General features: G+C 64.9%; 20 protein-coding genes and 1 tRNA gene. 10 read left to right on the top strand and 11 right to left on the bottom strand.

The window, feature by feature from the left end; genetic code table 11:
- Nucleotides 1–171: 171 nt before the first annotated feature.
- The 7 genes from ABS767_RS13275 to ABS767_RS13305 all read left to right on the top strand — a co-directional run bounded on the left by ABS767_RS13275 (nucleotide 172) and on the right by ABS767_RS13305 (nucleotide 9,709).
- Entirely contained in the window at nucleotides 172–1,305 is a 1,134-nt protein-coding gene (locus ABS767_RS13275; protein ID WP_408079122.1) for a sensor histidine kinase, read from the top strand.
- The gene (locus tag ABS767_RS13280) at nucleotides 1,305–2,084 is read left to right on the top strand and encodes a LytR/AlgR family response regulator transcription factor (protein WP_408079124.1); all 780 of its coding nucleotides are present in this window, start codon (nucleotides 1,305–1,307) and stop codon (nucleotides 2,082–2,084) included. The genes ABS767_RS13275 and ABS767_RS13280 overlap by 1 nt, the downstream gene beginning before the upstream one ends.
- 71 nt (nucleotides 2,085–2,155) lie before the next feature.
- Nucleotides 2,156–3,013 carry a hypothetical protein gene (locus ABS767_RS13285; protein ID WP_408079126.1) on the top strand — a complete coding sequence of 286 codons (858 nt, stop codon included), beginning with the start codon at nucleotides 2,156–2,158 and terminating at the stop codon, nucleotides 3,011–3,013.
- 306 nt (nucleotides 3,014–3,319) lie between these two features.
- Nucleotides 3,320–4,261: a hypothetical protein gene (locus ABS767_RS13290; RefSeq protein WP_408079128.1), complete on the top strand. Its 942-nt coding sequence runs from the start codon at nucleotides 3,320–3,322 to the stop codon at nucleotides 4,259–4,261.
- Between the two features lie 118 nt (nucleotides 4,262–4,379).
- Nucleotides 4,380–4,751 carry a hypothetical protein gene (locus ABS767_RS13295; RefSeq protein ID WP_408079130.1) on the top strand — a complete coding sequence of 124 codons (372 nt, stop codon included), beginning with the start codon at nucleotides 4,380–4,382 and terminating at the stop codon, nucleotides 4,749–4,751.
- A gap of 393 nt (nucleotides 4,752–5,144) precedes the next feature.
- On the top strand, nucleotides 5,145–8,219 hold the full coding sequence (locus ABS767_RS13300; RefSeq protein ID WP_408079132.1) for a TonB-dependent receptor domain-containing protein: 3,075 nt from the start codon (nucleotides 5,145–5,147) through the stop codon (nucleotides 8,217–8,219).
- A gap of 119 nt (nucleotides 8,220–8,338) precedes the next feature.
- On the top strand, nucleotides 8,339–9,709 hold the full coding sequence (locus tag ABS767_RS13305; protein ID WP_408079134.1) for a serine hydrolase domain-containing protein: 1,371 nt from the start codon (nucleotides 8,339–8,341) through the stop codon (nucleotides 9,707–9,709).
- A gap of 117 nt (nucleotides 9,710–9,826) precedes the next feature.
- Here ABS767_RS13305 and ABS767_RS13310 read toward each other — a convergent pair whose 3' ends face one another.
- The 7 genes from ABS767_RS13310 to ABS767_RS13340 all read right to left on the bottom strand — a co-directional run bounded on the left by ABS767_RS13310 (nucleotide 9,827) and on the right by ABS767_RS13340 (nucleotide 17,889).
- Nucleotides 9,827–11,818 (bottom strand): BCCT family transporter, encoded by a 1,992-nt coding sequence (locus ABS767_RS13310; RefSeq protein ID WP_408079136.1) that lies wholly within the window; start codon nucleotides 11,816–11,818, stop codon nucleotides 9,827–9,829.
- A 362-nt stretch (nucleotides 11,819–12,180) separates the two neighbouring features.
- Nucleotides 12,181–12,256: transfer RNA gene (locus ABS767_RS13315), tRNA-Lys, on the bottom strand.
- 102 nt (nucleotides 12,257–12,358) lie between these two features.
- The gene (gene rodA / locus ABS767_RS13320; protein WP_408079138.1) at nucleotides 12,359–13,486 is read right to left on the bottom strand and encodes a rod shape-determining protein RodA; all 1,128 of its coding nucleotides are present in this window, start codon (nucleotides 13,484–13,486) and stop codon (nucleotides 12,359–12,361) included.
- On the bottom strand, nucleotides 13,483–15,444 hold the full coding sequence (gene mrdA / locus ABS767_RS13325; protein WP_408079140.1) for a penicillin-binding protein 2: 1,962 nt from the start codon (nucleotides 15,442–15,444) through the stop codon (nucleotides 13,483–13,485). The genes rodA and mrdA overlap by 4 nt, the downstream gene beginning before the upstream one ends.
- Nucleotides 15,441–15,953: a rod shape-determining protein MreD gene (mreD, locus tag ABS767_RS13330; protein WP_408079142.1), complete on the bottom strand. Its 513-nt coding sequence runs from the start codon at nucleotides 15,951–15,953 to the stop codon at nucleotides 15,441–15,443. Before mreD ends, mrdA begins: the two co-directional genes overlap by 4 nt.
- Nucleotides 15,950–16,831 carry a rod shape-determining protein MreC gene (gene mreC, locus ABS767_RS13335; protein WP_408079144.1) on the bottom strand — a complete coding sequence of 294 codons (882 nt, stop codon included), beginning with the start codon at nucleotides 16,829–16,831 and terminating at the stop codon, nucleotides 15,950–15,952. The genes mreD and mreC overlap by 4 nt, the downstream gene beginning before the upstream one ends.
- Nucleotides 16,832–16,845: 14 nt before the next feature.
- The gene (locus tag ABS767_RS13340) at nucleotides 16,846–17,889 is read right to left on the bottom strand and encodes a rod shape-determining protein (RefSeq protein ID WP_408079146.1); all 1,044 of its coding nucleotides are present in this window, start codon (nucleotides 17,887–17,889) and stop codon (nucleotides 16,846–16,848) included.
- Between the two features lie 147 nt (nucleotides 17,890–18,036).
- Here ABS767_RS13340 and mutL point away from each other — a divergent pair, with 147 nt between their 5' ends.
- Complete coding sequence (gene mutL, locus ABS767_RS13345; RefSeq protein WP_408079148.1) at nucleotides 18,037–19,869, top strand: DNA mismatch repair endonuclease MutL; 1,833 nt, start codon at nucleotides 18,037–18,039, stop codon at nucleotides 19,867–19,869.
- Entirely contained in the window at nucleotides 19,866–20,216 is a 351-nt protein-coding gene (locus ABS767_RS13350) for a hypothetical protein (protein ID WP_408079150.1), read from the top strand. The genes mutL and ABS767_RS13350 overlap by 4 nt, the downstream gene beginning before the upstream one ends.
- 234 nt (nucleotides 20,217–20,450) lie before the next feature.
- On the opposite strand, the gene rplI is transcribed toward ABS767_RS13350, so the two are convergent.
- The 4 genes from rplI to ABS767_RS13370 form a co-directional block, all read right to left on the bottom strand.
- The gene (gene rplI / locus ABS767_RS13355; protein WP_408079152.1) at nucleotides 20,451–21,041 is read right to left on the bottom strand and encodes a 50S ribosomal protein L9; all 591 of its coding nucleotides are present in this window, start codon (nucleotides 21,039–21,041) and stop codon (nucleotides 20,451–20,453) included.
- A 12-nt stretch (nucleotides 21,042–21,053) separates the two neighbouring features.
- The gene (gene rpsR, locus ABS767_RS13360; protein WP_408079154.1) at nucleotides 21,054–21,278 is read right to left on the bottom strand and encodes a 30S ribosomal protein S18; all 225 of its coding nucleotides are present in this window, start codon (nucleotides 21,276–21,278) and stop codon (nucleotides 21,054–21,056) included.
- 5 nt (nucleotides 21,279–21,283) lie between these two features.
- Complete coding sequence (rpsF, locus tag ABS767_RS13365) at nucleotides 21,284–21,652, bottom strand: 30S ribosomal protein S6 (RefSeq protein WP_408079156.1); 369 nt, start codon at nucleotides 21,650–21,652, stop codon at nucleotides 21,284–21,286.
- 216 nt (nucleotides 21,653–21,868) lie between these two features.
- Nucleotides 21,869–22,240 (bottom strand): RcnB family protein, encoded by a 372-nt coding sequence (locus tag ABS767_RS13370; protein ID WP_408079158.1) that lies wholly within the window; start codon nucleotides 22,238–22,240, stop codon nucleotides 21,869–21,871.
- Nucleotides 22,241–22,389: 149 nt separating this feature from the next.
- Here ABS767_RS13370 and ABS767_RS13375 point away from each other — a divergent pair, with 149 nt between their 5' ends.
- The gene (locus tag ABS767_RS13375) at nucleotides 22,390–23,340 is read left to right on the top strand and encodes a 2OG-Fe(II) oxygenase (RefSeq protein WP_408079160.1); all 951 of its coding nucleotides are present in this window, start codon (nucleotides 22,390–22,392) and stop codon (nucleotides 23,338–23,340) included.
- Nucleotides 23,341–23,361: the final 21 nt, after the last annotated feature.

Genomic DNA, 23,361 nt, shown 5'->3' on the forward strand with positions numbered 1-23,361 from the left:
AAACGTCCGTGGAATGCAGCCGGTTCGGGTCTATCGCCCGGGCCGGCTCGTCCGTTTTCATCGCGACGAAATCGGCGTTCGTCGCATGCCGCGTGCATGCGGGAGCGGCGTCAGCCTTCGCTGCGAACGCTGGCGTCTGATCCGTGACCGCGGTTGCAGCGCCGTTCTGAAATGATCGTCACGCAGGCAAACTCTGTTATGTTCGCACCTATGCGCGATATTCTCCCGCCCGGCATGAGGTCTCGCGAGCTGTGGATCGCGGCGGGACTGACGATATTCCTGTGGCTGGTCGCACTCGTGCTGTGGTCGGCGGAAGACATCGTCGAGGGCGGACCGTTTCCGGCGCCGTACAAGGTGCTGCTCGCCGAGACCTTTTTCTGCGGCCTCGCATTCTCGGCTGTGCTGGCCGGCATCATCTGGATGTGCCGGCGAGCTCCGCGCCGTCTGCGCGTTCCGCTGATCGTCGCATCTGCGCTCGCGATCGCCTTGGCACATGGATTCGTCGATGCCTGGCAGGTTCGGACCTACGCGCTCGAGGTTGCGCACAGGTCTCCGGCAGTCTCGGAACTCTTCAATCGCGGGCTCATGCCCTTCGTCTTCATCTATGGCTTCTACGCGACCGCCTGGGGCCTGACGCTGAGCGACATGGCGGTGCGCGACACGCAGCGCCGCCTGGCTGAAGCAAATGAAGCCGCGCACCATGCGCAGCTGGCTGCGCTACGGTTCCAGCTTAACCCCCACTTCCTGTTCAACACGCTGAACGCGATCTCCTCGCTCATCGTGACCGGGCGCAACGCACAGGCCGAGCGCGTCACGATGAAGCTCGCCGATTTCCTGCGCCTGTCGCTTGAGACCGATCCACAAGAAGAAATCACGCTCGACGAGGAATTCGCCAACGCCCAATCCTATCTCGACATCGAATCCGCGCGTTTCGGGGATCGGCTCCATGTCGAGTTCGATTGCCCGGCTGCGCTGCTGGACGCGATGGTGCCCAGTTTCTTGCTACAGCCGCTAGTCGAAAACGCCGTTAAATATGCCGTGGCGCCGTCGCGAGATTGCATCACCCTCGCGCTGCGAGCGCGCGAAATCGACGGCTCGCTGGAGCTTGTGGTGCAGGATGGTGGCAAGCACGCGCTGGACGCAAAGCCGGGGGGGCTTGGCGTCGGTCTGGCAAACGTGCGCAAGCGCATCTCCGCCTTCTATGGCGAGCGTGGCAGAATGGATGTGCGAGCGAACGAACATGGGTTCACGGTGCATCTGGTTCTCCCGCTAAGAATACACAGTCTGCTGCGGGCGGCGGAGTGATGCGCATCCTGCTGGTGGACGACGAGCCGCTCGCGCTCGAACGCTTGAGCTTCGCCTTGCGTGCGATCCCCGATGTCGAGATCGTCGGGACGGCAAGCGATGGGGTTCAGGCACGCGAAAAGATCACCTCGCTCAAGCCGGACCTCGCGATCCTCGATATCCAGATGCCGGGCCTCTCTGGCATCGATCTGGCGAAGGCTCTGGCGGGAACCCCGCGTCCGCCCGAGATCATGTTCGTCACCGCATTCAATCAATTCGCGCTCGATGCCTTCAACGTCGAGGCGGTCGACTATCTGCTCAAGCCCGTCAGCTTCGATCGGCTGCGTATCGCCATCGAACGCGTTCGGCGACGGCTGAGCATGCTGGCCGCTGGGGGCAGGGTCACGGACCTCAAGCTGGTCACGCGGGACCTGCGCGACGATGTGGAACCGCCGCTCCCGCGCGGCACCTATGATTCGGGCATCTGGGTCCCGGGCCGTCAGGGATCGGTCCGTGTGCCGATCGACACGATCGACCGGATCGAGGCGGCGCGCGACTATGTGCTGCTCAACACGCCGTACAAATCCTACATCATGCGCGCCAAGATGAACGAGATCGAGCAGCGTATCGATCCGAGCGTGATCGTCAGGGTGCATCGATCCCATATGGTTCGCATCGGCGCCGTGACGGAGGTCGAACGGCCGGGGAAGGGGCTGCTGCGGCTGTTGCTCGCCGACGGCACGCGACTTCAGGTCGGCCCGAACTACCAAGGTCAAGTCGTGAAGAGCCTGGGCCTCTAGTTTCGTCGCATTTGAAACGGTTTTGGTCGCGGCGCGGTTGGTGATCCTGCCGCCCATGGGGAGCATTGGCCATGATCAGGATTGCCCGATGGGCGCGCCGCGCCGCTATCGCTTCGGTTGCTGTCGCGACCGTCATGTTACAGCCGCACATGGCCTTTGCGCAGCAGGACGCGTTCGCCAGTCTGCTCGCTGCCGAGGCGGCTTTTGCAGCCGACGCGATGCGCGAGGGGATCACGCCCGCCTTCCGTGCCCATGCCGCTCAGGATAGCGTTCTGCTCACGCCTGAGCCGGTGCCCGCAACGGAGTATTTGGCCAAACAGCAGGATACCCCGGGCCTCACCCTCGAGTGGCGGCCGCGCCTGGCGGGGGTGGCGCGATCCGGCGATCTCGGTTTCACCAGCGGCCCCTACCGCATGGCTCTGGGCAGCCGGGTGACCACCGGCGAGTTCCTGACAATCTGGTCGCGCGGAGCCGACGGTCGCTGGCGCTGGTTTCTCGATCACGGGCTGCCACCCCAAGCCTCAGCAGATCGTTCGTTGCCGAGCGTAACTTCGGTTCAACGCTTCGCTTTCGGCGATTTGCCGCCACAGGAAGGCGCCGGAGTGGACGAACTGGAGGACGTTGAGCGAGCGCTGAATAGAGCCTATCTCGACAGGGGGCTCTCCGGGCTGCTGCCGACACTTGCCGCGGACGGCTATCTTCTTCGCCCAGGGCGCGGTCCGCTCGGCAAGTCCGAGGCGAGCGTCCTTGCGTCCGACGCCCAGCGTTTCACCGGGGTCGACCGCCTGGGGACCCGCATTTCGGCAGATGGCGCCCTGGCAGTCAGCTATGGCCGGTTGCTGCCCGAATCCGGTGCGCCCGCCAATTATGTTCGGATCTGGCGCCGCGACCGCGGCGGCTGGGAATTGCTGATCGACGAGCTGACCTGACCCAGCCTCTCCATCCCTCCCCAGGCGGCTTTCGTCGATGCCACCGTGCCAGGATCGAACTTCGTCGCAAGGCGCGTGTCGACCGGAGATGCGGGATGCAAAGCGGCGCAAGCAGGTTCGCTTCCGATCAGTCCCTCAGATCGGAAGCTGCGGGCAACCGGCTTCAAACACTGGTTGCCCGCGCATCCTGCGGCACTTGCCCGCAAAGGATTAGACGGCGTCGCCGCGAGTTCCGCAGAGCCGGCGCAAGCCTGACGGCCTTGGACCGTCCCTCCAATTCTCCTACGATAATCGGACAGATACGCCATGCGCTCATTCCTTCTCGCCGCGGCATTCCTTGCCGCCGCCCCCGCCACGGCGGGGCCGGTGACAGCCGACTATTGGCCCATCGCCTCGCGCAACCCGTATCAAGCGGACCCCGTCGTCGCTCGGCGGCTGCGCTGCGCGGCGCTGATGGAAGCGGTCGGCAAGCTCTATTTCGGCGGCATCGATCATGCCGACCCGCGCCTGCGCGCCGAATGGGGCCAAACGACCGTCGATACGCCGCGTATGCCGGCCGCCGACACTCGAGAGCGCCATGCCTATGCCCAGGCGACGTTCGCCCTGTACGATGCGGCAGAGACGCTCGGCGCGACACGAGCAAAGTACACGCATATCGATTTCCAGGGCTGGTACCACGACAGCGATCAACTCGAAGCCCTGGCGAAGGTCCGAGCCGGGATCGGATACGCCGCGCTCGACTCGCGCAGAGTCCGCTGCTTCGAGTATCCGCAGATTGCCGCGCTTCGACCGATGCTCACGACGCGGCTGCAAATCCCGGTGCCATCGATGCTGCAGCCGGCCTCGCCGCGCATTCGCCCCGAATGGATGCCGCCACGCACGGTCGGCTATTTCTACAAGGCCGATTCCTACCGCTTCCTCGCCTGCGCGGGGCTCGCCCAAGCCGTGGCGAAGGCGCGTTTCGGCCAGATGCCCGCGCCGGATGGGGAGGATTATGGAGGGGCGGCGGCGCCTCCCACCCGCGCCCTTTTTCGCAAGGCAGTGCGCGACACCTTTCTTGCCGGTCACAAGACGCTGGTCGCGAACACGCCGGTCGAGCGTCAGGCCTATCTGATGAATTTCTACAGCGCCCAGAGCGCCGGGCAGACGCTCGTCAAGAATGGCGTTGCGGCAGACGCAGCGCGTGAGCCGTCGCTGCGCTGTCGCGAACTGCCGACGATGGCGGCGATCGCTTCGCTGCTGAGCTGACCCTGGCGGCTTTTGACGCAGCGGGGGCCGACTTGGTCGCCCTCCGCTCGAGTCACGCCTGCCTGTCGCGCAGGCAAACGCGTCCGGCGCAGCGCGCCGTTTCCTTCAGGAGAAAGACATGACCATGTTTAGCCGCTGCGGCGCGATGCTGCTTGTCGTCACGCCGGTGCCCCTTATCGCCCAGGAGGCCCCCGCCGATCCCATGGCCACTGCCCCGGGAAGCCAGGCCCAGACCAGCGCCTCGGGCGCGGCGACCGTCACGCGCCAGGGTGCGACGGAGGTCGCCGAAGCGACCCCCTGCAAACCGAAGAAGAAAAAGGGCTTCGGCCTGGGCAGCATCCTCAAAGCCGCCAGCAAGACCGGGCTCACCAACATGGTGGGAGGCGGACTGATCGGGGGCTATGGCGGCGCCGTTGCGGGCACGGCGATCAACACCGGCGTGAGCGTCGCCGAGAGCAGCAAGACCACGGCGCCGGCCGACGCCTGCTGAGCCACGCGTGACGGGTGGGTCTGGTCGTTAGGGCTTGCTGATGACGTTCGTCTTCGATCCCGGCGAGAAAGCCATGGATGGCCCGCCGACCGGGGCCCGCCCCGACTAGTATGTCACTGCAGGGGCTGCGCTCGTCGCGTCATGCGCCGTTTTGGTCGCGAAACGAAAGCACGGGCGCAGACCCACTCTCAAACTCCAGTCGCGTCCGCTCCCGATGGCGGGCGTTCCGCGGCGAGTGTCGCCAGGTGATCCCAACGATCGTCGCTCTTCCGGGCGGCTGACACCCATCGAAGGGCGAACCCCGCGCGCGCGACGCATGCAATGCGAAAGAACCTCGCAGGCAGGGCTTCAGGGAGCCTGCACGATTGGCGATCCGCCAGAAAAGGACACAAGATGAAGAAGAGAAGCACGCTGTTTCACCGTCTGTTGATCGGCTCCACGGCGCTGTGCTGCGCAATGCCGGTGGGGCTGATCCTCATTGCGGCTCCGGCACATGCACAGGACGCCAGCGATCCGGCGGCGATCCCTCAGGACACGCAAGCGCAGGGGGCGCAGGCGGACGAAGCGGGCGAGGAGATCGTCGTCACCGGCTCGTTGTTCCGTCGCACCGATGCCGAGACGCCGTCTCCGGTCACCGTGCTGTCCGCCGAAACGCTGGAGCAGCGCGGCCTGAACACCGTGACGGAGGCTGTGCAGCGGCTCTCGGCCGGCAATGCCGGCACGATTACCCAAGGCTGGAATGCCGGCGGCAATTTCGCGGTCGGCGCGAGTGCGATCTCGCTTCGTGGCCTTACCGTGCAGTCGACGCTCACCGTGTTCGATGGCCTGCGCATGGCCGCCTATCCGCTGGCGGATGACGGGCAGCGCAACTTCGTCGACCTCAATACGATCCCGAGCGCGACCATCGAGCGTATCGACGTGCTGAAGGACGGTGCATCCTCAACCTATGGCGCTGACGCGGTCGCGGGCGTGATCAACGTGATCACCAAGAAGGAAATCCAGGGCCTGCACGCCAACCTCTCGGCCGGCGTCTCGCAGCGCGGGGACGCGGGGGAGCGGCGCGGCGACCTGACCTGGGGCTATGGCGACCTGGACGATCAGGGCTTCAACTTCTACGTCAGCGGCGAATATATGAAGCAGGATCCGCTGTACGTGCGCGATCGCGGCTTTCCCTACAACACGCTGGACTGGGGCCGCATCTGCAACGCCAATGGTGGGTGCCTGCACAATGGCAACTGGAACGGGGTCAGCCCCGACGGCAGCGTCACGCCGCTCTTTTCGGTTCCGGGTGTCGCGATGATCCGGCCGGTACTCACGCCTGGCGCCTCGGTCGCGTCGGGCCGCTACACCTATCTGAATCCGGATCTGGGCTGCGGTTCGCGCGGGACGTTGCGCACGCTCACCGCGGCCCAGCTTGAGGCCAGCACCGAGGCGCCGACCAGCGGCGTGTGCGAAGTGAACCAGAATGGCGAGTACGGCATGCTGCTGCCAGACGTCGAGCGGTTCGGGGTGGCATCGCGGTTCACCGTCAATGTCGGGGACTCGCACCAATTCTACGCGCAGGCGAATTACTACAAGACGTCGACGTTCATCTCTTCGGCGCCGCTCAGCTTCGCCGGCCGGCCGACCAATCCGACCAGCGGTGCGGCCGTCTACTATGCGATCCTGCCGGTCTATGTCTGCGCAAGCGGCAAGGGCACGCTCAACGGCCTCAATACCGGATGCGACGCCACCAATGGCGTGCTCAATCCGAACAACCCCTATGCGGCGAATGGCCAGACCGCCCAGGTGGCCTATCGTTCGGAGGTTCCGACGACGAACATAGCGGTTTCGCGAACGCTGCGCGGCGTGCTCGGCATGTCGGGCAGTGCGGCCGGGTTCGACTATTCGGCGAACTTCGTCGCGGCGAATTCGAAGCTGACGCGCACCCAGAGCGGCTATCTGATCCCGCAGCGGATAATGGACGTCATCGCACGCGGCACCTTCAACTTCCGCAACCCGAGCGCGAACTCGCAGGCGGTGCTGGACTATATCAGCCCGGACAGCCTGACCGTCTCGAATTCGGATCTGTGGCAGGCGAATGCGACGGTGACGCGGCAGCTGTTCACCCTGCCGGACGGCGGCGCGAATGCCGCAGCCGGCGTCTCCTATCGCTATGAAGCGATCGATGCGCCCAGCGCCAATCCACAGAATGACGCGCATCCCTATGACCGGTACTACACGATCAATTCGGTCGGTACCTCGGGCAGCCGCCGGGTCTTCTCGGCCTATGGCGAACTGCAGGCAGACGCGCTCGACATGGTCGAGCTGAACCTGTCGGGACGTTACGACTCCTATTCGAGCGGGCAGAAGAACTTCTCTCCCAAGGTCGGCGCGAAGTTCACGCCAATCCGTCAGCTCGCGCTGCGCGGCACCTGGTCGAAGGGCTTCCGCATCCCGTCGTTCAATGAAGCCTATGGCCTGCCGACGACCGGTTTCGTGACCCAGGGGGGCAACACGACCTTCTGTGAGAATTACGCGGCCTTCTGCGCGGCGCACGGGAACAACGCCTATGCGACCTCGGCCTTTTCGGTGGGTCAGACGAGCGTCGGCAACCCCGCGCTCAAGCCAGAGCGTTCGGAAAGCCTGACGGCGGGCGTGGTGTTCGAGCCGGTCCGGGGGGTGAGCCTCACGGTCGATTTCTGGCGGATCAAGGTCCAGGACCTGATCGTCGGCGTGACCAATATCGGCCCGGTGATCGAACAATATTACAAGAACAACGGCGTGGTGAACATCCCGGGGTTCGTCGTGACGCCCGGTGTGGTCGATCCCGCCAATCCGAATGCGCTGCCGCATATCGGGTTCATCCAGTCGTCCTACGCCAACGCCAACCGGCAGGTGGTGCAGGGCATCGATGTCGGTCTGAACGCCAAGCTGGATGTGACCGACGGCATTCGCTGGTTCAGCGGGTTCGAAGTTTCGTATCTGGACAAGAACCATCTGACGCTGGTCGACCCGTTCACGGGCGAGGCATCGGAGCCGCAGCGCTATGAGGATACGCTGAGCCCATGCAACGTCACGTCCTGCTCGGGATCGCCACGTTGGCGGGGAAGCTGGCAGAACACCGTTCAGTTCGGGGGGACCAGCGTCACGGCCACCGCCTATTACACTGCGGGCTATCACGTGGCGTCGGTGGACTATGGCGCGACGCCGTTCGATTGCGAAAGCGCGATCAACGCCACGTCCGCCACCTATGACGATGGCACGCCGGCGCAGTGCCGCTCGAAGGATATCTGGAACGTCGACCTGACGGTTCAGCACAGGATCAACGACAAGTTCGCGCTGACGCTCAACGTCCTCAACCTGTTCGATACGAAGGCGCCGTTCGATCCCAATGCGGCTTATGGTTCCTATGGCTATAATCCCGCATGGGCCGGGCCGAATATCATGGGTCGATATTTCCGCATCGGCGCGAAGGTCGACTTCTGATGTCACTGGGAGGCGTGGCTCTGCCACGCCTCCTTTTCGACCGCGGAATCGGTTTCTCATCCTGAAGGATCTTTATGACGCGAATGGTCCGTGCGGCTTGCGCGATCTTCCTTGCCACGATGCCCTCCCAGCTCCTGGCCGAGGAGGCGTCCTTCGATCGCGCACCTTCGGAGTCCAGCGTTGCCGTGCGCGACGCGGTCGATGCGATCGTGCGCCGACAGATGGCGCTGAACACGATCCCTGGCGCTGCCGTCGCCATCGTCGATCACGGCCGGATCGTGAAGATCGGCACCTACGGCATCGCAAATCTGGAATGGTCCGCGCCTGTCGGACGGGATACGCGGTTCCAGCTCGCTTCGGTGACCAAGATGTTCACTGGCGTGTTGCTGATGCGGCTGGTCGAGCGGGGCAAGGTCGGCCTCGACGATCCGTTGACGCGCTGGTTTCCCGACGCGCCGCACAGCTGGGCAACGATATCCGTGCGCCAGCTCGCCAATCATAGCTCCGGACTTGCCGAGCAATGGGGGGCGTCTCGCCAGGCGACGGTGGAGGAGATCATCGCCAAGGCAATGCAGACGCCGCTTGCCTATGTGCCGGGCACGGAGGCGCGTTACGGCTTTACCGACTTTACCGTTCTGCGCGCCATTCTGGAAAAGGCTGGCGGCAACCAGCTGCCACAGCTCCTGACGGAGGAGCTGTTCGCACCGCTGGGGATGGGATCGACGGGCTTCGCCATGGCGACCGACGATGGTTCTGTTCGTATCGGCGAGGTGTTGCCGCGCCGCGCATCTGTCTATGGCCTGCGAGACAGCCGCCTGACGACCAGCGACTTCTTCTTTGCGCCGCAAGGCTATGGCGCGGGCGGACTCTATACCTCCATCGAGGACCTGGCGAACTTCTTCGTAGCGATGGATGCGGGGAGGGTGCTCCGTCCGGAAAGCATTCGGGAACTGGAGGCGCCGGGTGAATTGGCCAAGGGAAAGAAGTCTTCGTTCGGCCTCGGCTGGGTCGTCGGTACCTATCGCGGTGTCCAGACCGCGGGACATAGCGGCGGCCCCGCACTTGCCGATATTGTGCGGATCGAGGGGAGGCAGCTAACGGTGATCGCGCTCACCAATCAGCAGCTGCTCCACCCTCTGCTCGCTGAGGCGATCCTCGACACCTATCTCCCCGCACCACCCCGCGTGCCGGCGATTTCCGACGGGCGGCCGGCAGTCGCCGCGAACCTGCGTCTCGCAATGACCAAGGCGGCCGCAGGAGAGGACCCCGTCTTGGCCTTCGCGCCTTCGGGTAAAGAAGCCGCCGCGAGCCTGTTCTCACCCTTTACACGCGCGATGCTGCGTGGGGTCGGGCCGTTGCGCGGGATCGAGTTGGTTGAGGTTCTTGCCGATGGCCGGCGGCGATACCGGCTGGAGTTCGCGTACAAGACGATGGTCTGGATCTGCGCGGCGGAGGCCGATGGTCGGCTCTCGGCTCTTCGACCCGACTAGATCTTGTACTCTGACTTGCGGACGGAGGCGTGAGGTGATTCACGGCCTCCTCGCCGCCATCGTTGCTCCTTTAGCTGGCTCGCGCAAAATTGATACGCTCGCCCTTGACTCCATGCGCTAGGTGAGCCGCCGTTGTTGCCTGAACCGTGCGTATCGGTTGAGAAGATCGTTGATGAGTTGATCGGGTGAATGGCCTGTCACGTCATGTGCCGAGCTCTCTCCCGACGAATGCGCCATGGCGCGGAAGTGGCGTTTTTCCTGCAGCGTTTCCTTGGCACTGGCGGCCCAGGCGAAACTCGCCACGCGAAATCCGCGAATACGGATCACGTATCGAAAGGCCTCGAGTTCGCCGTGCGGGATCCGCAGCTCCGAGAAGTCCTCACCGCGTTCGACTTGCGGGACCATCCCGCTCTGCTGCAGTTGCGCGGCGACCGCGTCCAGCGCTGGTCCGGCGACATCCGCGAGGAAATCCAGGACCTCCCGGCGGTCATGGTGTCGCAAGATCGTAGCGAGCCGCTGTTCCCAACTCAGCTTCGGCTCGCTGGACGCCTCAACTCCATCTTCGGAAAGATCCAGGGGCGCGCCTTTGCCTTCCGTCTGCAAAGCGCGCAGCAGACCATAGCTGATGAAGATCATCACGACGACGAAGGGCAGGGCGCTAGCGATCGCTGCGGTCTGCAGCGCCTCCAGACCGCCCGCAATCAGCAATACCGCCGCCACGCCACCCGCGCTGACCGCCCAGAAGACGCGCTGCCACACCGGCGAGTTGGCCGATGCGCCGGACGTTATCATGTCGATGACGAGCGCGCCCGAATCTGCCGAGGTCACGAAGAACGTGATGACAAGCAGTGTCGCGATGCCCGCGGTGATGGTGGCGAGCGGGAGCTGTTCCAGACTCTCGAAAAGGGCAACCGGCAGATTGTCGGCAACCGTCTGGGCAATCGGAGCGGCACCCGAGAAATCCAGTGCTATCGCCGTATTTCCAAAGACGGTCATCCACAGAAACGTGAAGAGCACGGGCACCAGCAAGACCCCCGCGACGAATTGGCGGATGGTGCGTCCGCGGGAAATGCGAGCGATGAACATGCCGACAAACGGCGACCACGCGATCCACCAGCCCCAATAAAACAGGGTCCAGTTGCCCAGCCACGGATTCGGCTCATACGCGTACATGCGGAAGGTCCGCTGGACGACCGCGCCCAGATAGGCGCCGATATTCTGGACGAACGCCTGAAGCAGGAACACGGTCGAGCCTGCGAAGAGCACGAAGAGCAGGAGCAGGCCGGCCAGTATGATGTTGAGTTCCGACAGGCGCTTGACGCCTCGGTCGAGCCCCAGGACCACCGAAAGCGTGGCCAGACCCGTGATCACGCTGATCAGGACGAGTTGCACCAGGGTGCCGGTGGGCACTCCGAACAAATGTGCGAACCCGGCATTCACCTGCAAGACGCCAAGGCCGAGCGAAGTCGCGACCCCGAACATCGTTCCCAGCACCGCGAAGATATCGATTGCATGGCCGATCGGGCCATAGATTCGCTTACCGATGAGCGGGTAGAGCGCCGAACGGATCGTCAGCGGCAGCCCCCGACGAAACGCGAAATAGGCGAGCGCAAGCCCAACCACGATGTAGATCGCCCAGGCGTGCAAGCCCCAATGGAAGAAGGTGAGCACCATTGCCTGTCGTGCAGCTTCGATCGTCCGGCCCTCACCGACCGGAGGCAGCGCATAATGCTGTACGGGTTCGGCAACCCCGAAGAAGATCAGGCCGATCCCCATTCCAGCGCTGAACAGCATCGCGAACCAGGAAAGATAGCTATACTCCGGCTCGCTGTCGTCCGGCCCGAGTTTGATGTCGCCATAGCGGCTGAACATGAGGAATATGACGAAGATCAGGAAGCCGGCTACCGCGGCGATGTAGAGCCAGCCGAAGTCCGCGACGATCGTCGCCTGCACTGCCGAGAACAAGCTGCGGGCCCGCTCCGGAAAGAGGGCGCCCAGCAGTGCGAAGGCGATGATGAGCCCTGCGGACACGAAGAATACCGGCGGATTGACGACCAGCCGTGCGCGCAACCGGCTTGGCCTCGGCTGATCGGCCTCCGAAATATCCATGCGCCATTCCCCCGTTTGTTGCGTATCCGGTCTGGTCAACGGCCAGGGAGAAATGTGGTTTCGCGGCAGGTCTTTCTTCGGTTGTGAGACGGCCAGAGGGCGGAACCGATTTCAGGCGCGCGCTTTGCGATATGATGGACGAGGAAGCCTAAACACTTGGAGGCTGGAAGCCGGAGTCGATGGTGCGTCGTTACGCGCACATGTCGGCCGAGCGTCTGGCACGCTATGCGACCAGCTGGTTTTTGAGGGCAGATCGTATCAGTCCCCTCGGGAATCGGCCCGGCCTACGGTACAAAAAACCCCAGCGACGGCTCTTCGAGGCCAACTGTTGGTAACGACCAAACTAAGTGACTGAAAGGAAATGGTGGACGCACTAGGGCTCGAACCTAGGACCCGCTGATTAAGAGTCAGCTGCTCTACCAACTGAGCTATGCGTCCATTCCGGGGGCGGGGGCGTCTTGAAAGTCGCGTGCCGCGTTCGGGAGTGGCGCCGATAGCGGGCGGAAAAGGGGATTGCAACACCCTTTCTGCAAAAAACCGCTACCACCGGGCGGTGCGGGCGTTCTGACGGTTCTGGCGGTCGATCGCGAACAGAATGCCGATCGCCAGCATCACGGTCATCATCGAAGAGCCGCCATGGCTGACCAGCGGGAGGGGAATGCCGGTGACGGGAGCGAGACCCATCACCATCAGCAGGTTGATCGCGACATAGAAGAAGATCGTCGCGGCGATCCCGGCGGCGGTCAGGCGCTCGAACTTGCTGTTGGCGCGGGTCGCCACGCCGATCGCCCACAGGCACAATGCGATGAAGGCAGTGATCAGCGCCACCCCGCCGACAAGGCCGAACTCCTCCGCAACCAGCGCGAAGACGAAATCCGTATGCCCCTCGGGAAGATAGTTGAGGTGCACCTGGGTGCCGTTGCCGAACCCCTTTCCGAACAGGCCGCCGGAGCCGATCGCGATCTTGGACTGAGTGATGTGGTAGCCCGCACCGAGCGGGTCCTGTTCCGGGTTTAGGAAGATCAGCACCCGTTTCTGCTGATATTCCTGCATGCCGTAGTTGATCATCAGCGGGATCGCGACCGCCGCCGCGAATGCGCCGGCGATGAACAGGCGGACGGGGACGCCCGCCAGGAACATCATGGTCGCCCCGCCCACGATGATCATCATCGCGGTGCCGAGGTCGGGCTGGACGAGCACGAGCGCGGCGGGAAGCAGAATGATGATCGCGGCGGGCCAGATCGCGCCGAACTTGCGCGTCTCGCCGGCGGGAAGCATCTCGTAGAAGCGGGCGAGCGCGAGCACGAGATTGAGCTTCATCAGCTCCGATGGCTGCAGACGCATGAAGCCGAGGTCGAGCCAGCTTTGCGCACCACCCGCGACGTGACCGATCAATTCAGTGAGGATGATCAGCACGAGGCAGATGCCATAGGCCGGCAATGCCATCTGGCGATACCAGTCCACGGGCACCCGCGACATGGCGAGGGCGATCGCAAGGAAAACCGAAAAGCGCGCGCCGTGGCTGAGTGCCCAGGGCCCGAAGCTGCCGCCCGCGGCGGAGTAGAGCATCGCGGTGCCGAACCCGCCGATCGCCATGACCAGCAGCAGTGCGCCCCAGGGGAGGCGCATGACGGGGGCGGGGACGAAGCCGGGGCCGATATGGCTCATCGCGCGGCGCCGGCGTCCGGCATGCTCGTGGGAGCAGGCTCGGGAGTGGGGGATGCGGACGGGGGGAGCGGAGGCAGCCCCTGGGCCGCGCGAAACGCGGCTTCCTTCGCGGCCATGCGGGTGCGGATGTCGCCGCCCCAGCCCGCTTCGAACCGGGCGAGCGAGTCCAACGCCTTCTGGCGGTCGAACAGCCAGGTCAGCACGTCCTTCGCCACCGGCGCTGCCGCACGCGAGCCGCCCATGCCGTGCTCGATCACCACCGAAGCGGCGTAGCGCGGATTGTCGACCGGTGCGAAGCAGATGAACAGGCCGTGGTCGCGATACTTCCACTCGCCGCCCTGGCCGCGATTGGCATCCATGATGCGCCGCACCTGCGCAGTGCCGGTCTTGCCGCCCATTCGGATATCGTCGAAGGGGAGGCGCGAGGCCCCGGCGGTGCCGCGACCGTTCACGACTTCGTCCATACCGCCGCGGACGATCGCGAGATGCTCTTCCGGGAAGTCGAGGCGCAGCGGGGGCTTGGGGTTGCCGAGAACCAGCGATGGCATCAGTGTGCGGCTGGACGCGATCCGCGCGGCGGCGAGCGCGAGCTGAAACGGGCTGACCAGCACATATCCCTGACCGATTGCGGCGTTCAGCGTATCGGCCTGGGTCCAATCCTGTTTGTAGCGCCGACGTTTCCAGGCCGTGTCCGGAACGGTTCCGTAGCGCTGCGACGGCACGGGCAGTTCGAACTCTTCGCCGAACCCGAGCTTGCGCGCCGCTGCCGCGATCGGATCGATCCCGATTTCGCGCCCGATGGTGTAGAAATAGGTGTTGCAGCTGCGCGCGATAGCCGTGTGCATGGTCATCGGGCCATGCCGTCCGAGGCAACCGAACCGGCGATTGCCGAGCTGATAGCCGCCATTGCAATAGACCACGCGTTCCGGGTTCACACCCTCGCCCAGAATGGCGAGCGCGGTTGCGGGCTTGAACGTCGATCCGGGCGGGTAGAGGCCCTGGAACGTCTTGTTCATCAGCGGAAGATGGTCGTCCTCCGACAGCATCTTCCATTCGGCGGTGCTGATCCCGTCCGAAAAGGCGTTCGGATCATAGGCGGGCATCGAAACCATGGCGAGGATGTCGCCATTGGTGACGTCGAAGACCGTCACCGATCCCGACTCGATGCCCAAGCGGCGCGCCGTAAACTCTTGAAGCCCGGCGTCGATCGTCAGGCGTAACGTCTGGCCCGGCTCGTCGGGGCGGGTGGCCAGTTCGCGCACCAGCTTGCCGCGCGCGGTGACCTCGACCCGCTTCGCCCCCGGCTTGCCGCGCAGCCGGTCTTCCATCGTCTTTTCGACGCCATCCTTGCCCAGTTTGAAGCCGGGTGTGAGCAGCAGGGGGTCCTTGCTTTCCTTGAACTGTTCGGCGGTGGCTGTGCCGACATAGCCGATCAGATGGCCGACCGCCGCGCCCGCGGGATAGTTGCGCGCGAAGCCGCGGGTCGGCGCCACTCCGGGAAGTTCGGGCAGCCGGACGCTGACCGCCGCATAGCGTTCCCAGTCGAGATTTTCGGCAACCTGCACCGGGCGAAAGCCGGCCGCCCCTTTCAAATCTTTCGTGATGCGCTCCATATCTTCCGCGGTGAGCGAAAGCAGCCCGCGCAGCGCGCCCAGCACGCGATCCTTGTCTTCCAGCCGGTCCGGGATGATGTCGACGCGGAAGTCGGTACGATTGTTGGCGATTGGAACGCCGTGGCGGTCGACGATCCAGCCGCGTCGCGGCGGGACCAGCGTCATGTTGACGCGATTGCTCTCCGCAAGCAGCTTGTACTTGTCATTCTCGTACACCGAGAGCCAGGTCATGCGCGCAGCGAGAATGACGCCCAGGACCGCCTGACCTCCGCCGAGCACCATGGCGCGGCGCGAAAAGCTGTAGCTTTGCTGGGCCTCCGTAATCATCCGGACCGGGCCGTTCATAGCGAACGCTTCCGTCGATCGAGCCGGGAGACGAGCCGCGAGGCCAGCGGGAACAAGGCGATCGAGATGAGAATCTGGATCAGCAGCATCGTATCGACATGCGATCCGAGCGGCGAGGCGATCAGCCGTCCGCCGATCAGGCAGAAACCGATCGCTCCGGCTGCCAGCAGCCAGTCCTGAAGGAAATCACGCCACACGATGCGCGTATCTAGCACATCGATGGCGATGAACGACACCGTCCACAGAAACATCGAATTGCCGAGCGGCTGTCCGCTGACCAGGTCATCGGCAAAGCCGAGCAGGACCGGAGCCCAGGGCTTGAGCAGATCGGGCCGATGGAGCCGCCAGGCGAGCAGCATCAGCAAGCCGAACGGCGGCAGGATCGGGAAGGATGCCTTGAAGGGGATCAGTGTAACCAGCGATCCCAGGACAATGGTTAGCGGGGCAAGCCAAGTGGCGCGTCTTGAGGTGTCGGGGCGACCGAGACCCAGATAGGGGCTCCCACTCACTGCGGCGCCGCTTCCCGCGCCCGGATGCCGCTCGCTTCGGGGAAGAAGGATTGTTGGACCAGCGCATAGTCCAGGGTGTCGGGGCTGACGGTCGCTTGTGCCCGAGCGATGTCGCGCGCGCGTGCAGTCACGATCGCGACCGCGATATTGGGCGGAAAAATGCCACCCGTTCCCGACGTGACGAAGCCGTCGCCCGGTTCGAAGAGAACTTGCGCTGCACCCGCCGAGCGGATTTCGATCATCCCGTCGCCGCGCCCGGCGGCGATTGCCGGCAGCCCGTCCTTGATCCGGCGTACCGGTACGATGCTTTCGGGGTCGAGGATCAGCAGGACCCGCGCGGTATTGGGGCTGACCTCGATGACGCGGCCGATCAGCCCGTCGGGACCGCGGACGGGCTGGCCGACGCGAACGCCCTGCCAGCTGCCGGCGTTGAGCGTGGCGAAGCGACGCGTGCTCGATCCCGTCGCATAGACGAGCCGCGCGGCGACGACCGGGTTGGCGACACGGTCGCGCAGCTTGAGCATCGCGCGCAGGCGCCGGTTGTCCTGACTGACGACGCGCGCGCGATCCACCAGCGTGCGGTTCGCTTCAAGCTCGGCCTTCAGCCGGGCGTTTTCCGAGCGCACGCCGAAGAAGCTCGACACGCCGCCGGGCACGCTGGAAATGCCGCGGCGCATCCAGTCCAGCCCCGAAGCGATCGGAGTGGTGACTTCGGAAAAGGCGCCACGGACGACTGCGAAGGCCGGCGGGTTGAGCGTCGAAAGCAACAGCAAGGCCACCGCGATCAGCGCGCCGCCGACCGCGAGGACATAACCGATGAAGAGCCCATATTGCGCCCGCCGCGAAAATCCGGGGCGCCGGTTGAGCGACGGCGCCATACCCCTGCTTTCTATCAGACCTGAATCAGGACACCACGAAACACTGGATCTTCTAGCGCGCGACCGGTGCCAAGCGCCACACAGGTGAGCGGGTCTTCGGCGACGGTCACGGGCAGACCCGTTTCATCGCGGAGCACCTCGTCAATCCCTTCGAGCAGCGCGCCGCCACCGGTCAGGACGATGCCCTGGTCGACGATGTCGGCGGCCAGTTCGGGCGCGGTATTCTCGAGCGCGATGCGTACGCCCTCGACGATCGTGCCGACGGGCTCGCTCAGCGCCTCGGCGATCTGGCCCTGGTTGATCTGGATCTCCTTGGGCACGCCGTTGACGAGATCGCGGCCCTTGATGTGGAGCGTCAGGCCAATCCCGTCCGCAGGCGGCTTGGCGACGCCGACTTCCTGCTTGATCCGCTCGGCCGTGGCTTCACCGATCAACAGATTGTGGTTGCGACGGACGTAGGAGACGATCGCCTCGTCCATCTTGTCACCGCCGACGCGGACAGACGTGGAATAGGCCAGACCGCGCAGCGACAGGACCGCGACCTCGGTGGTGCCGCCGCCGATGTCGACGACCATCGAGCCGATCGGTTCGGTCACCGGCATATCGGCGCCGATCGCTGCCGCCATCGGCTCCTCGATCAGCCAGACCTGCGACGCGCCCGCGTTCGACGCGGCATCGCGGATCGCGCGGCGCTCGACGCTGGTCGAGCCCGACGGGACGCAGATCACGATCTGGGGCCAGCGCATGAACTTGCGCTGTCCGGTCACCTTGCGGATGAAGTGCGAAATCATCTGCTCGGCCACGTCGATATCGGCGATGACGCCGTCGCGCAGCGGGCGAATCGCCTCGATCGTACCGGGGGTCTTGCCCATCATTAGCTTGGCGTCGTCGCCGACCGCCTTGACCCGCTTGATCCCGTTGAGCGTCTCGACCGCGACGACCGACGGTTCGTTCAGCACAACCCCGCGCCCGCGCAGGTAAACAACCGTGTTCGCGGTTCCCAGGTCGATCGCAAGATCGTGAGACATGAATTTGAAAAAGCGGGAGAAAAACGCCATCTATTGTTCCGTCCTTCGCGCTCGACAGGGGCGGCGCGCTCGCACTGTGGTTTAGCCTCGACCTGCCCGGGGGCGGATTGCTCCAACTCTCGGAAATCTGGCGGATACGGGTCGCGGGATGGCGTCGCTTGGGCTACACCAACCTGCATGTCAATACGACGCTTGCCCGAACATCTTGTCAACCGGATTGCAGCGGGCGAAGTGGTGGAACGCCCTGCCAGCGCGCTCAAGGAACTGGTGGAAAATGCGATCGATTCCGGCGCAACGCGGATCGCCGTCCGGCTGGGCGGCGGTGGGGTCGATCTGATCGAGGTGACCGATGACGGCTGCGGCATGACGCCCGCCGAAATGGCACTGGCGCTTGAGCGGCACGCGACGTCGAAGCTGCCCGATGACGCAATCGATGCCGTCACGACGTTGGGATTTCGAGGCGAGGCGTTGCCGTCGATCGCGAGTGTGTCGCGCTTTACGGTCGAAAGCCGCCCGCGCGGCGCGGATGGCTGGTTTCGCACCATCGATAATGGTGCGCTCGCCGGGGAGGGGCCCGCGGCGCTGCCGCCCGGCACGCGGGTGCGGGTCGAGGGGCTGTTCGAGAAGGTGCCTGCGCGACGCAAGTTCCTGCGCTCGACCCGATCGGAATACGCCGCCTGCCTCGATATCGTGAAGCGGCTGGCGATGGCGCGGTCCGAGATCGGCTTTTCGGTCGAGCATGACGGGCGCCGGGTGCTCAGTGTTCAGGAAGGGATGGACCGCATCGCGCGGGTCGCGGCGCTGACCGACCGCGATCTGGCGGCGAACAGCGTCGGGATCGACTTCGAGCGCGAGGGGATATTGCTCGGCGGGGTGGCGGGACTGCCGACCTTCAATCGCGGTGTTGCGGATCATCAATATCTGTTCGTGAATGGGCGCCCGGTAAAGGACCGGCTGCTGACCGGCGCGGTGCGGGGGGCCTATGCCGAGATGCTGGCGCGCGACCGGCACCCGGTGGTGGCGCTGTTCCTCGACGTGCCGCCCGACCAGGTCGATGTGAACGTGCACCCGGCGAAGACCGAGGTCCGCTTTCGCGACCCGCAGCTCGCGCGCGGGTTGATCGTCAGCGGGCTGCGCCGGGCGTTGGATGCGGCAGGGCATCGCAGCGTGCAGCGGCCCGATGCAGCGGTAATGGGCTTGTGGACGAGCGAGGCAGGTGCTGCGTCGTCCGGACGTCATCCCGGCGAAGGCGGGGATCCAGCGTCCGGCGCTGCCACGCTCTGGGGCGATGACGGGAGATGGACGCCCGCTTTCGCCGGGGTGTCGGGCGGTATGCCCTCGACTGGCCTCCACGACCGTCGTCCATCCTTCGTCGCACCACCCCAAGCCCGCGCAGAACCCGCTGCCGAACCGGTTCCGGCATCGATCAGCTACCCCCTCGGAGTCGCGCGGGGACAGGTGGCGAAAACCTATATCGTCGCGGAGGCCGAGGACGGGTTGGTGCTGGTCGACCAGCATGCCGCGCACGAACGGCTGGTGCTCGAACGCATGCGCCGCGCGATGAGCAATGGCGGTGTGGCGAGCCAGGCATTGCTGCTGCCCGAGGTGGTCGAACTGGACGAACCGGCGTGCGACCGGCTGGAGGCGCGGGCAGGCGAGCTTGCTGAGTTCGGTCTGGAGCTCGAACGCTTCGGTCCGCGCGCGATGCTGGTGCGCGCGACCCCGGCGATGCTGGGCAAGGGCGACATCGTCGCGCTCGTCACCGATATCGCCGACGAACTGGCGGCGTTCGACCAGGCGCTGAGCCTCAAGGAAAAGCTCGACCATGTCGCCGCGACGATGGCTTGCCACGGATCGGTCCGCGCCGGGCGGGTGCTGTCAGTCACCGAGATGAACGCGCTGCTCCGCGAGATGGAGGTCACGCCGCATTCGGGCCAGTGCAACCATGGCCGCCCGACCTGGGTGAAGCTGGCGCATGGCGATATCGAGAAGCTGTTCGGGCGGAAATGATGCGACCGACCTATCTGAAGATACGGCGTCTCGTGGATAACGACATAAAGACCAGTCCGCGGCCGATTTCGCCCATTTTGGGAGTCGCCTTCCTTTTGATCCCTGTGCTGACCGGTAGCTGGGGATATTCGGGGATGTTGATCTGGCTGCCGGCGGTCCTTCTCGCGGTAGCTTGGACCGCCTTTGCCTGGTGGCGCGCCATCCGGGCGTTTCGCGCTTCGGTCATTCGCGGCGATCGGGACTATGATCGGCGGCTCAAATATTTGCTTCCCGGTGAATATGCGCGAACCGAAAGCGCGACCGCCAGCCGTCGTCGACGGCGTAAGCGTCGGCGCGTCAAATCCTGACTGATGCAACCTTCGCCGCCACTACGCATTGTTAACCCTGAACGACGCTTCAGGTAGAAGACAGATGGGTAAGTTGATGTCGGTGGCTTTGGCCGCCATTCCGCTGGTTGCGGTGCTGGGCGCGATGGTGGTCGCTCCGTAACCCCAAGGTTTCGCTCCCAAGCGAAAAAAAGAGGCCGCCCGGTCGTGTCACCGGGCGGCCTTATCTTTGTGCGAGCCACAGGGGCGAGGGGGTTAGCCCTCGGCCTGCTCCTCGGTCGGCTCGGCGGCGATTTCGCCGGGCTCGAGGTTCGGATCGCGGTCTTCGGTGAAGCCGGCTTCGTCCTTTTCGAACATCGCCTCCATCACGTTGACGCCCTGTGCCTGCATCTCGGCCTCTTCAGGCGAGCGCGCGACATTGACCTTGACGGTCACCGCGACTTCGGCGTGCAGCGCGACCTTGACCTCGAACATGCCGATCGACTTGATCGGCTTGTCGAGGACGACCTGCGACTTGGTGACCTTGTGACCGTCGGCGTTGAGCGCGTCGACGATGTCGCGCACCGCGACCGAGCCGTACAGCTGGCCGGTGTTCGACGCCTGACGGATCAGGGTGACCGAAACGCCCTCAAGGCCCTTCGATTCCTTCTCGGCTTCGGTGCGCTTGGCGGCGTTTTCGGCGACGATGCGCTCGCGGTTCGCCTCGAACACCTTGCGGTTGGCTTCGTTGGCGCGCAGCGCCTTCTTGTTCGGGAGGAGGTAGTTACGGGCGAACCCGTCCTTCACCTTCACCACGTCGCCGATATGGCCGAGCTTCTCGACGCGCTCGAGCAGAATGATTTCCATGAGCTGCGCTCCTTACTTCACGATGAAGGGCAGAAGGCCCAGGTGGCGCGCACGCTTGATGGCGATGGCCAGTTCGCGCTGCTTCTTCGCGCTCACCGAGGTGATGCGCGAGGGGACGATCTTGCCACGCTCGGACACGGAGCCTTGCAGCAGTCGGACGTCCTTATAGTCGATCCGGGGGGCATCCTTCGCGGAGAAGGGGCAGCTCTTGCGGCGGCGGAAAAAGGGACGTGCCATATTACTTACTCCTCACCACCGTCACGGTCGCGACGACCGCGGCGCTCGCGGTCACCCTTGCGCATCATCACCGTCGGACCCTGCTCATGTGCGTCCACGCGGACGGTCATGTAGCGGATCACGTCTTCGTTGATCTGCGTCTGGCGCTCCAGCTCGGCGATCACGCCGCCGGGGGCGTCGATCTCGAGCATCACGTAATGCGCCTTGCGGTTCTTCGCGATCTTGTAGGCGAGGCTGCGAAGACCCCAGGTCTCGGTCTTGACGACCTTGCCCGAATTGTCCTCGACGATCTTGGTGGCGGTTTCCGCCAGTGCGTCCACCTGCGCCTGTGCCAGATCCTGGCGCGCAAGGAACACATGCTCGTACAGAGCCATGCGTCTGTTCTCACTGTTGGCCGATCGCTGACGCCGCCCCATGCGGACGCCCCTCCGGCTGTCGTTCCAAAATACGAAAAGCGGCCAGCCGAGGCTGCCGCTCAACGATGCGCCCTTACGCGCGGTCTGGAGGAAAAGCAAGCGGCGAGGCAGATACTGCCCCGCCGCCCGATCGCCCGGCCCCGGAGGGAGGAAAGGCCGGTCGTTGTGACCCGCTTAGCGGATCAGGTTGGCGAGCACCGCGGCGACGATGCCGCTGGTGATGCCGACAAGGACCACGTCGTTGCCCGACTGGACATAGCGATAGCCGCGCGGCGGCGCCTTCAGGCCGCGATACTGGCGATAGTCGATCTGGCGATAATTGCGCGCCTGGCGATAGTCGAACCGGTCGCCACGCTTCCACGCTGTCCGATAGCGCGCCGGGGTCGCCTTCCTGACCGTGGTCTTCTTGACGACGACCTTGCCATTGGGCTTGTGCTTCACGACCGTGCGGGTCTGCTTAGCCGGCGCGGCGGCGGCGGGCGCAGCGGCGAGGATCGGGCTGACCGCGACCGATGCGGCGACGGCGGCGAGAACAAACTTCTTCATTTCCAGTCTCCTTCGTTCGAGCCCGTCATCGGGCGACGAGATCAATCTGGGGGCCGGGTGTCGCCGAAGTATCGCGGGCGAGCGGCAAAATGGTCGCCATTTGTCGCGGCGTGCTTGCCTTTGTTCAGCTTTACGGGCGAAGGGACGGCATGACGTTCGAACAGGAAGTGCAGGCGGTAGCGCGCCAGGGACATGACGCCGCGGTCGCATTCGTGGAGCAGCGCGCCGCGCAGGGCGACGCCGATGCGATGATGATGCTGGCCCAGTGGCGGTGCTGGGGGCATTTCGGGGCGCAGGACCTGGAAGAGGCCTATCGCCTGACTGCGGCAGCCGCGGCGACCGGGCATCTGCCGGCGATGCTCACCCAGGCGTCGATGTTGCTGACCGCCACCGGCGCCCCCCGCGATGCGGACGCGGCGCGCGCGATCGTCGAAGCGGCCGCGCCGCGATCGCCGTTGGCCGCTCAGCATCTAGCGATCGCCGATGCCATCCCAAGCGATGCGCCGCAGCCGGAGATATTGAGCAACGACCCCTATATCGCCCGCATTCCGGGCTTGATCTCGCGTGACGCCTGCGCATTCGTCATGGCGCGTGCAGCGCCGATGCTACAGCCATCGTTCGTCGTCGATCCTGAGAGCGGGCAGCGCGTGCCGCATCCGATCCGGAACTCGGCGGGGGCCGCGTTCGCGCCGAGCGACGAAGATCTGGTCCTCCACACGGTCAATTGCCGCGCGGCGACCGCGTCGGAGACCGATGTCGGGCGGGGTGAGCCGCTGCACGTCCTGCGCTACACGCCGGGGCAGGAATATCGTCCGCATCTCGACGCGCTGCCCGGGGTGGAAAACCAACGCTCGCACACCGTGCTGATCTATCTCAATGACGGCTATGGCGGCGGGGAAACCGAATTTCCCGAACTGGGGATCGTCGTGCGCGCGCAGGCGGGCGATGCGCTGGTGTTCCGCAACACGACCGACGCAGGCCGGGCGGACCCGCGCACCGAACATGCGGGATTGCCCGTGACATCGGGCGAGAAGTGGCTTGCGACGCGCTGGATTCGTCAGGGCGAGTTCCACCCCTGGAAGCCTGAGACCGAGCGTTGAGCCTTGCATGGGCATCGCCCC

It is taken from the genome of Sphingomonas plantiphila (genome assembly GCF_046000505.1).
GTDB lineage: Bacteria > Pseudomonadota > Alphaproteobacteria > Sphingomonadales > Sphingomonadaceae > Sphingomonas > Sphingomonas plantiphila.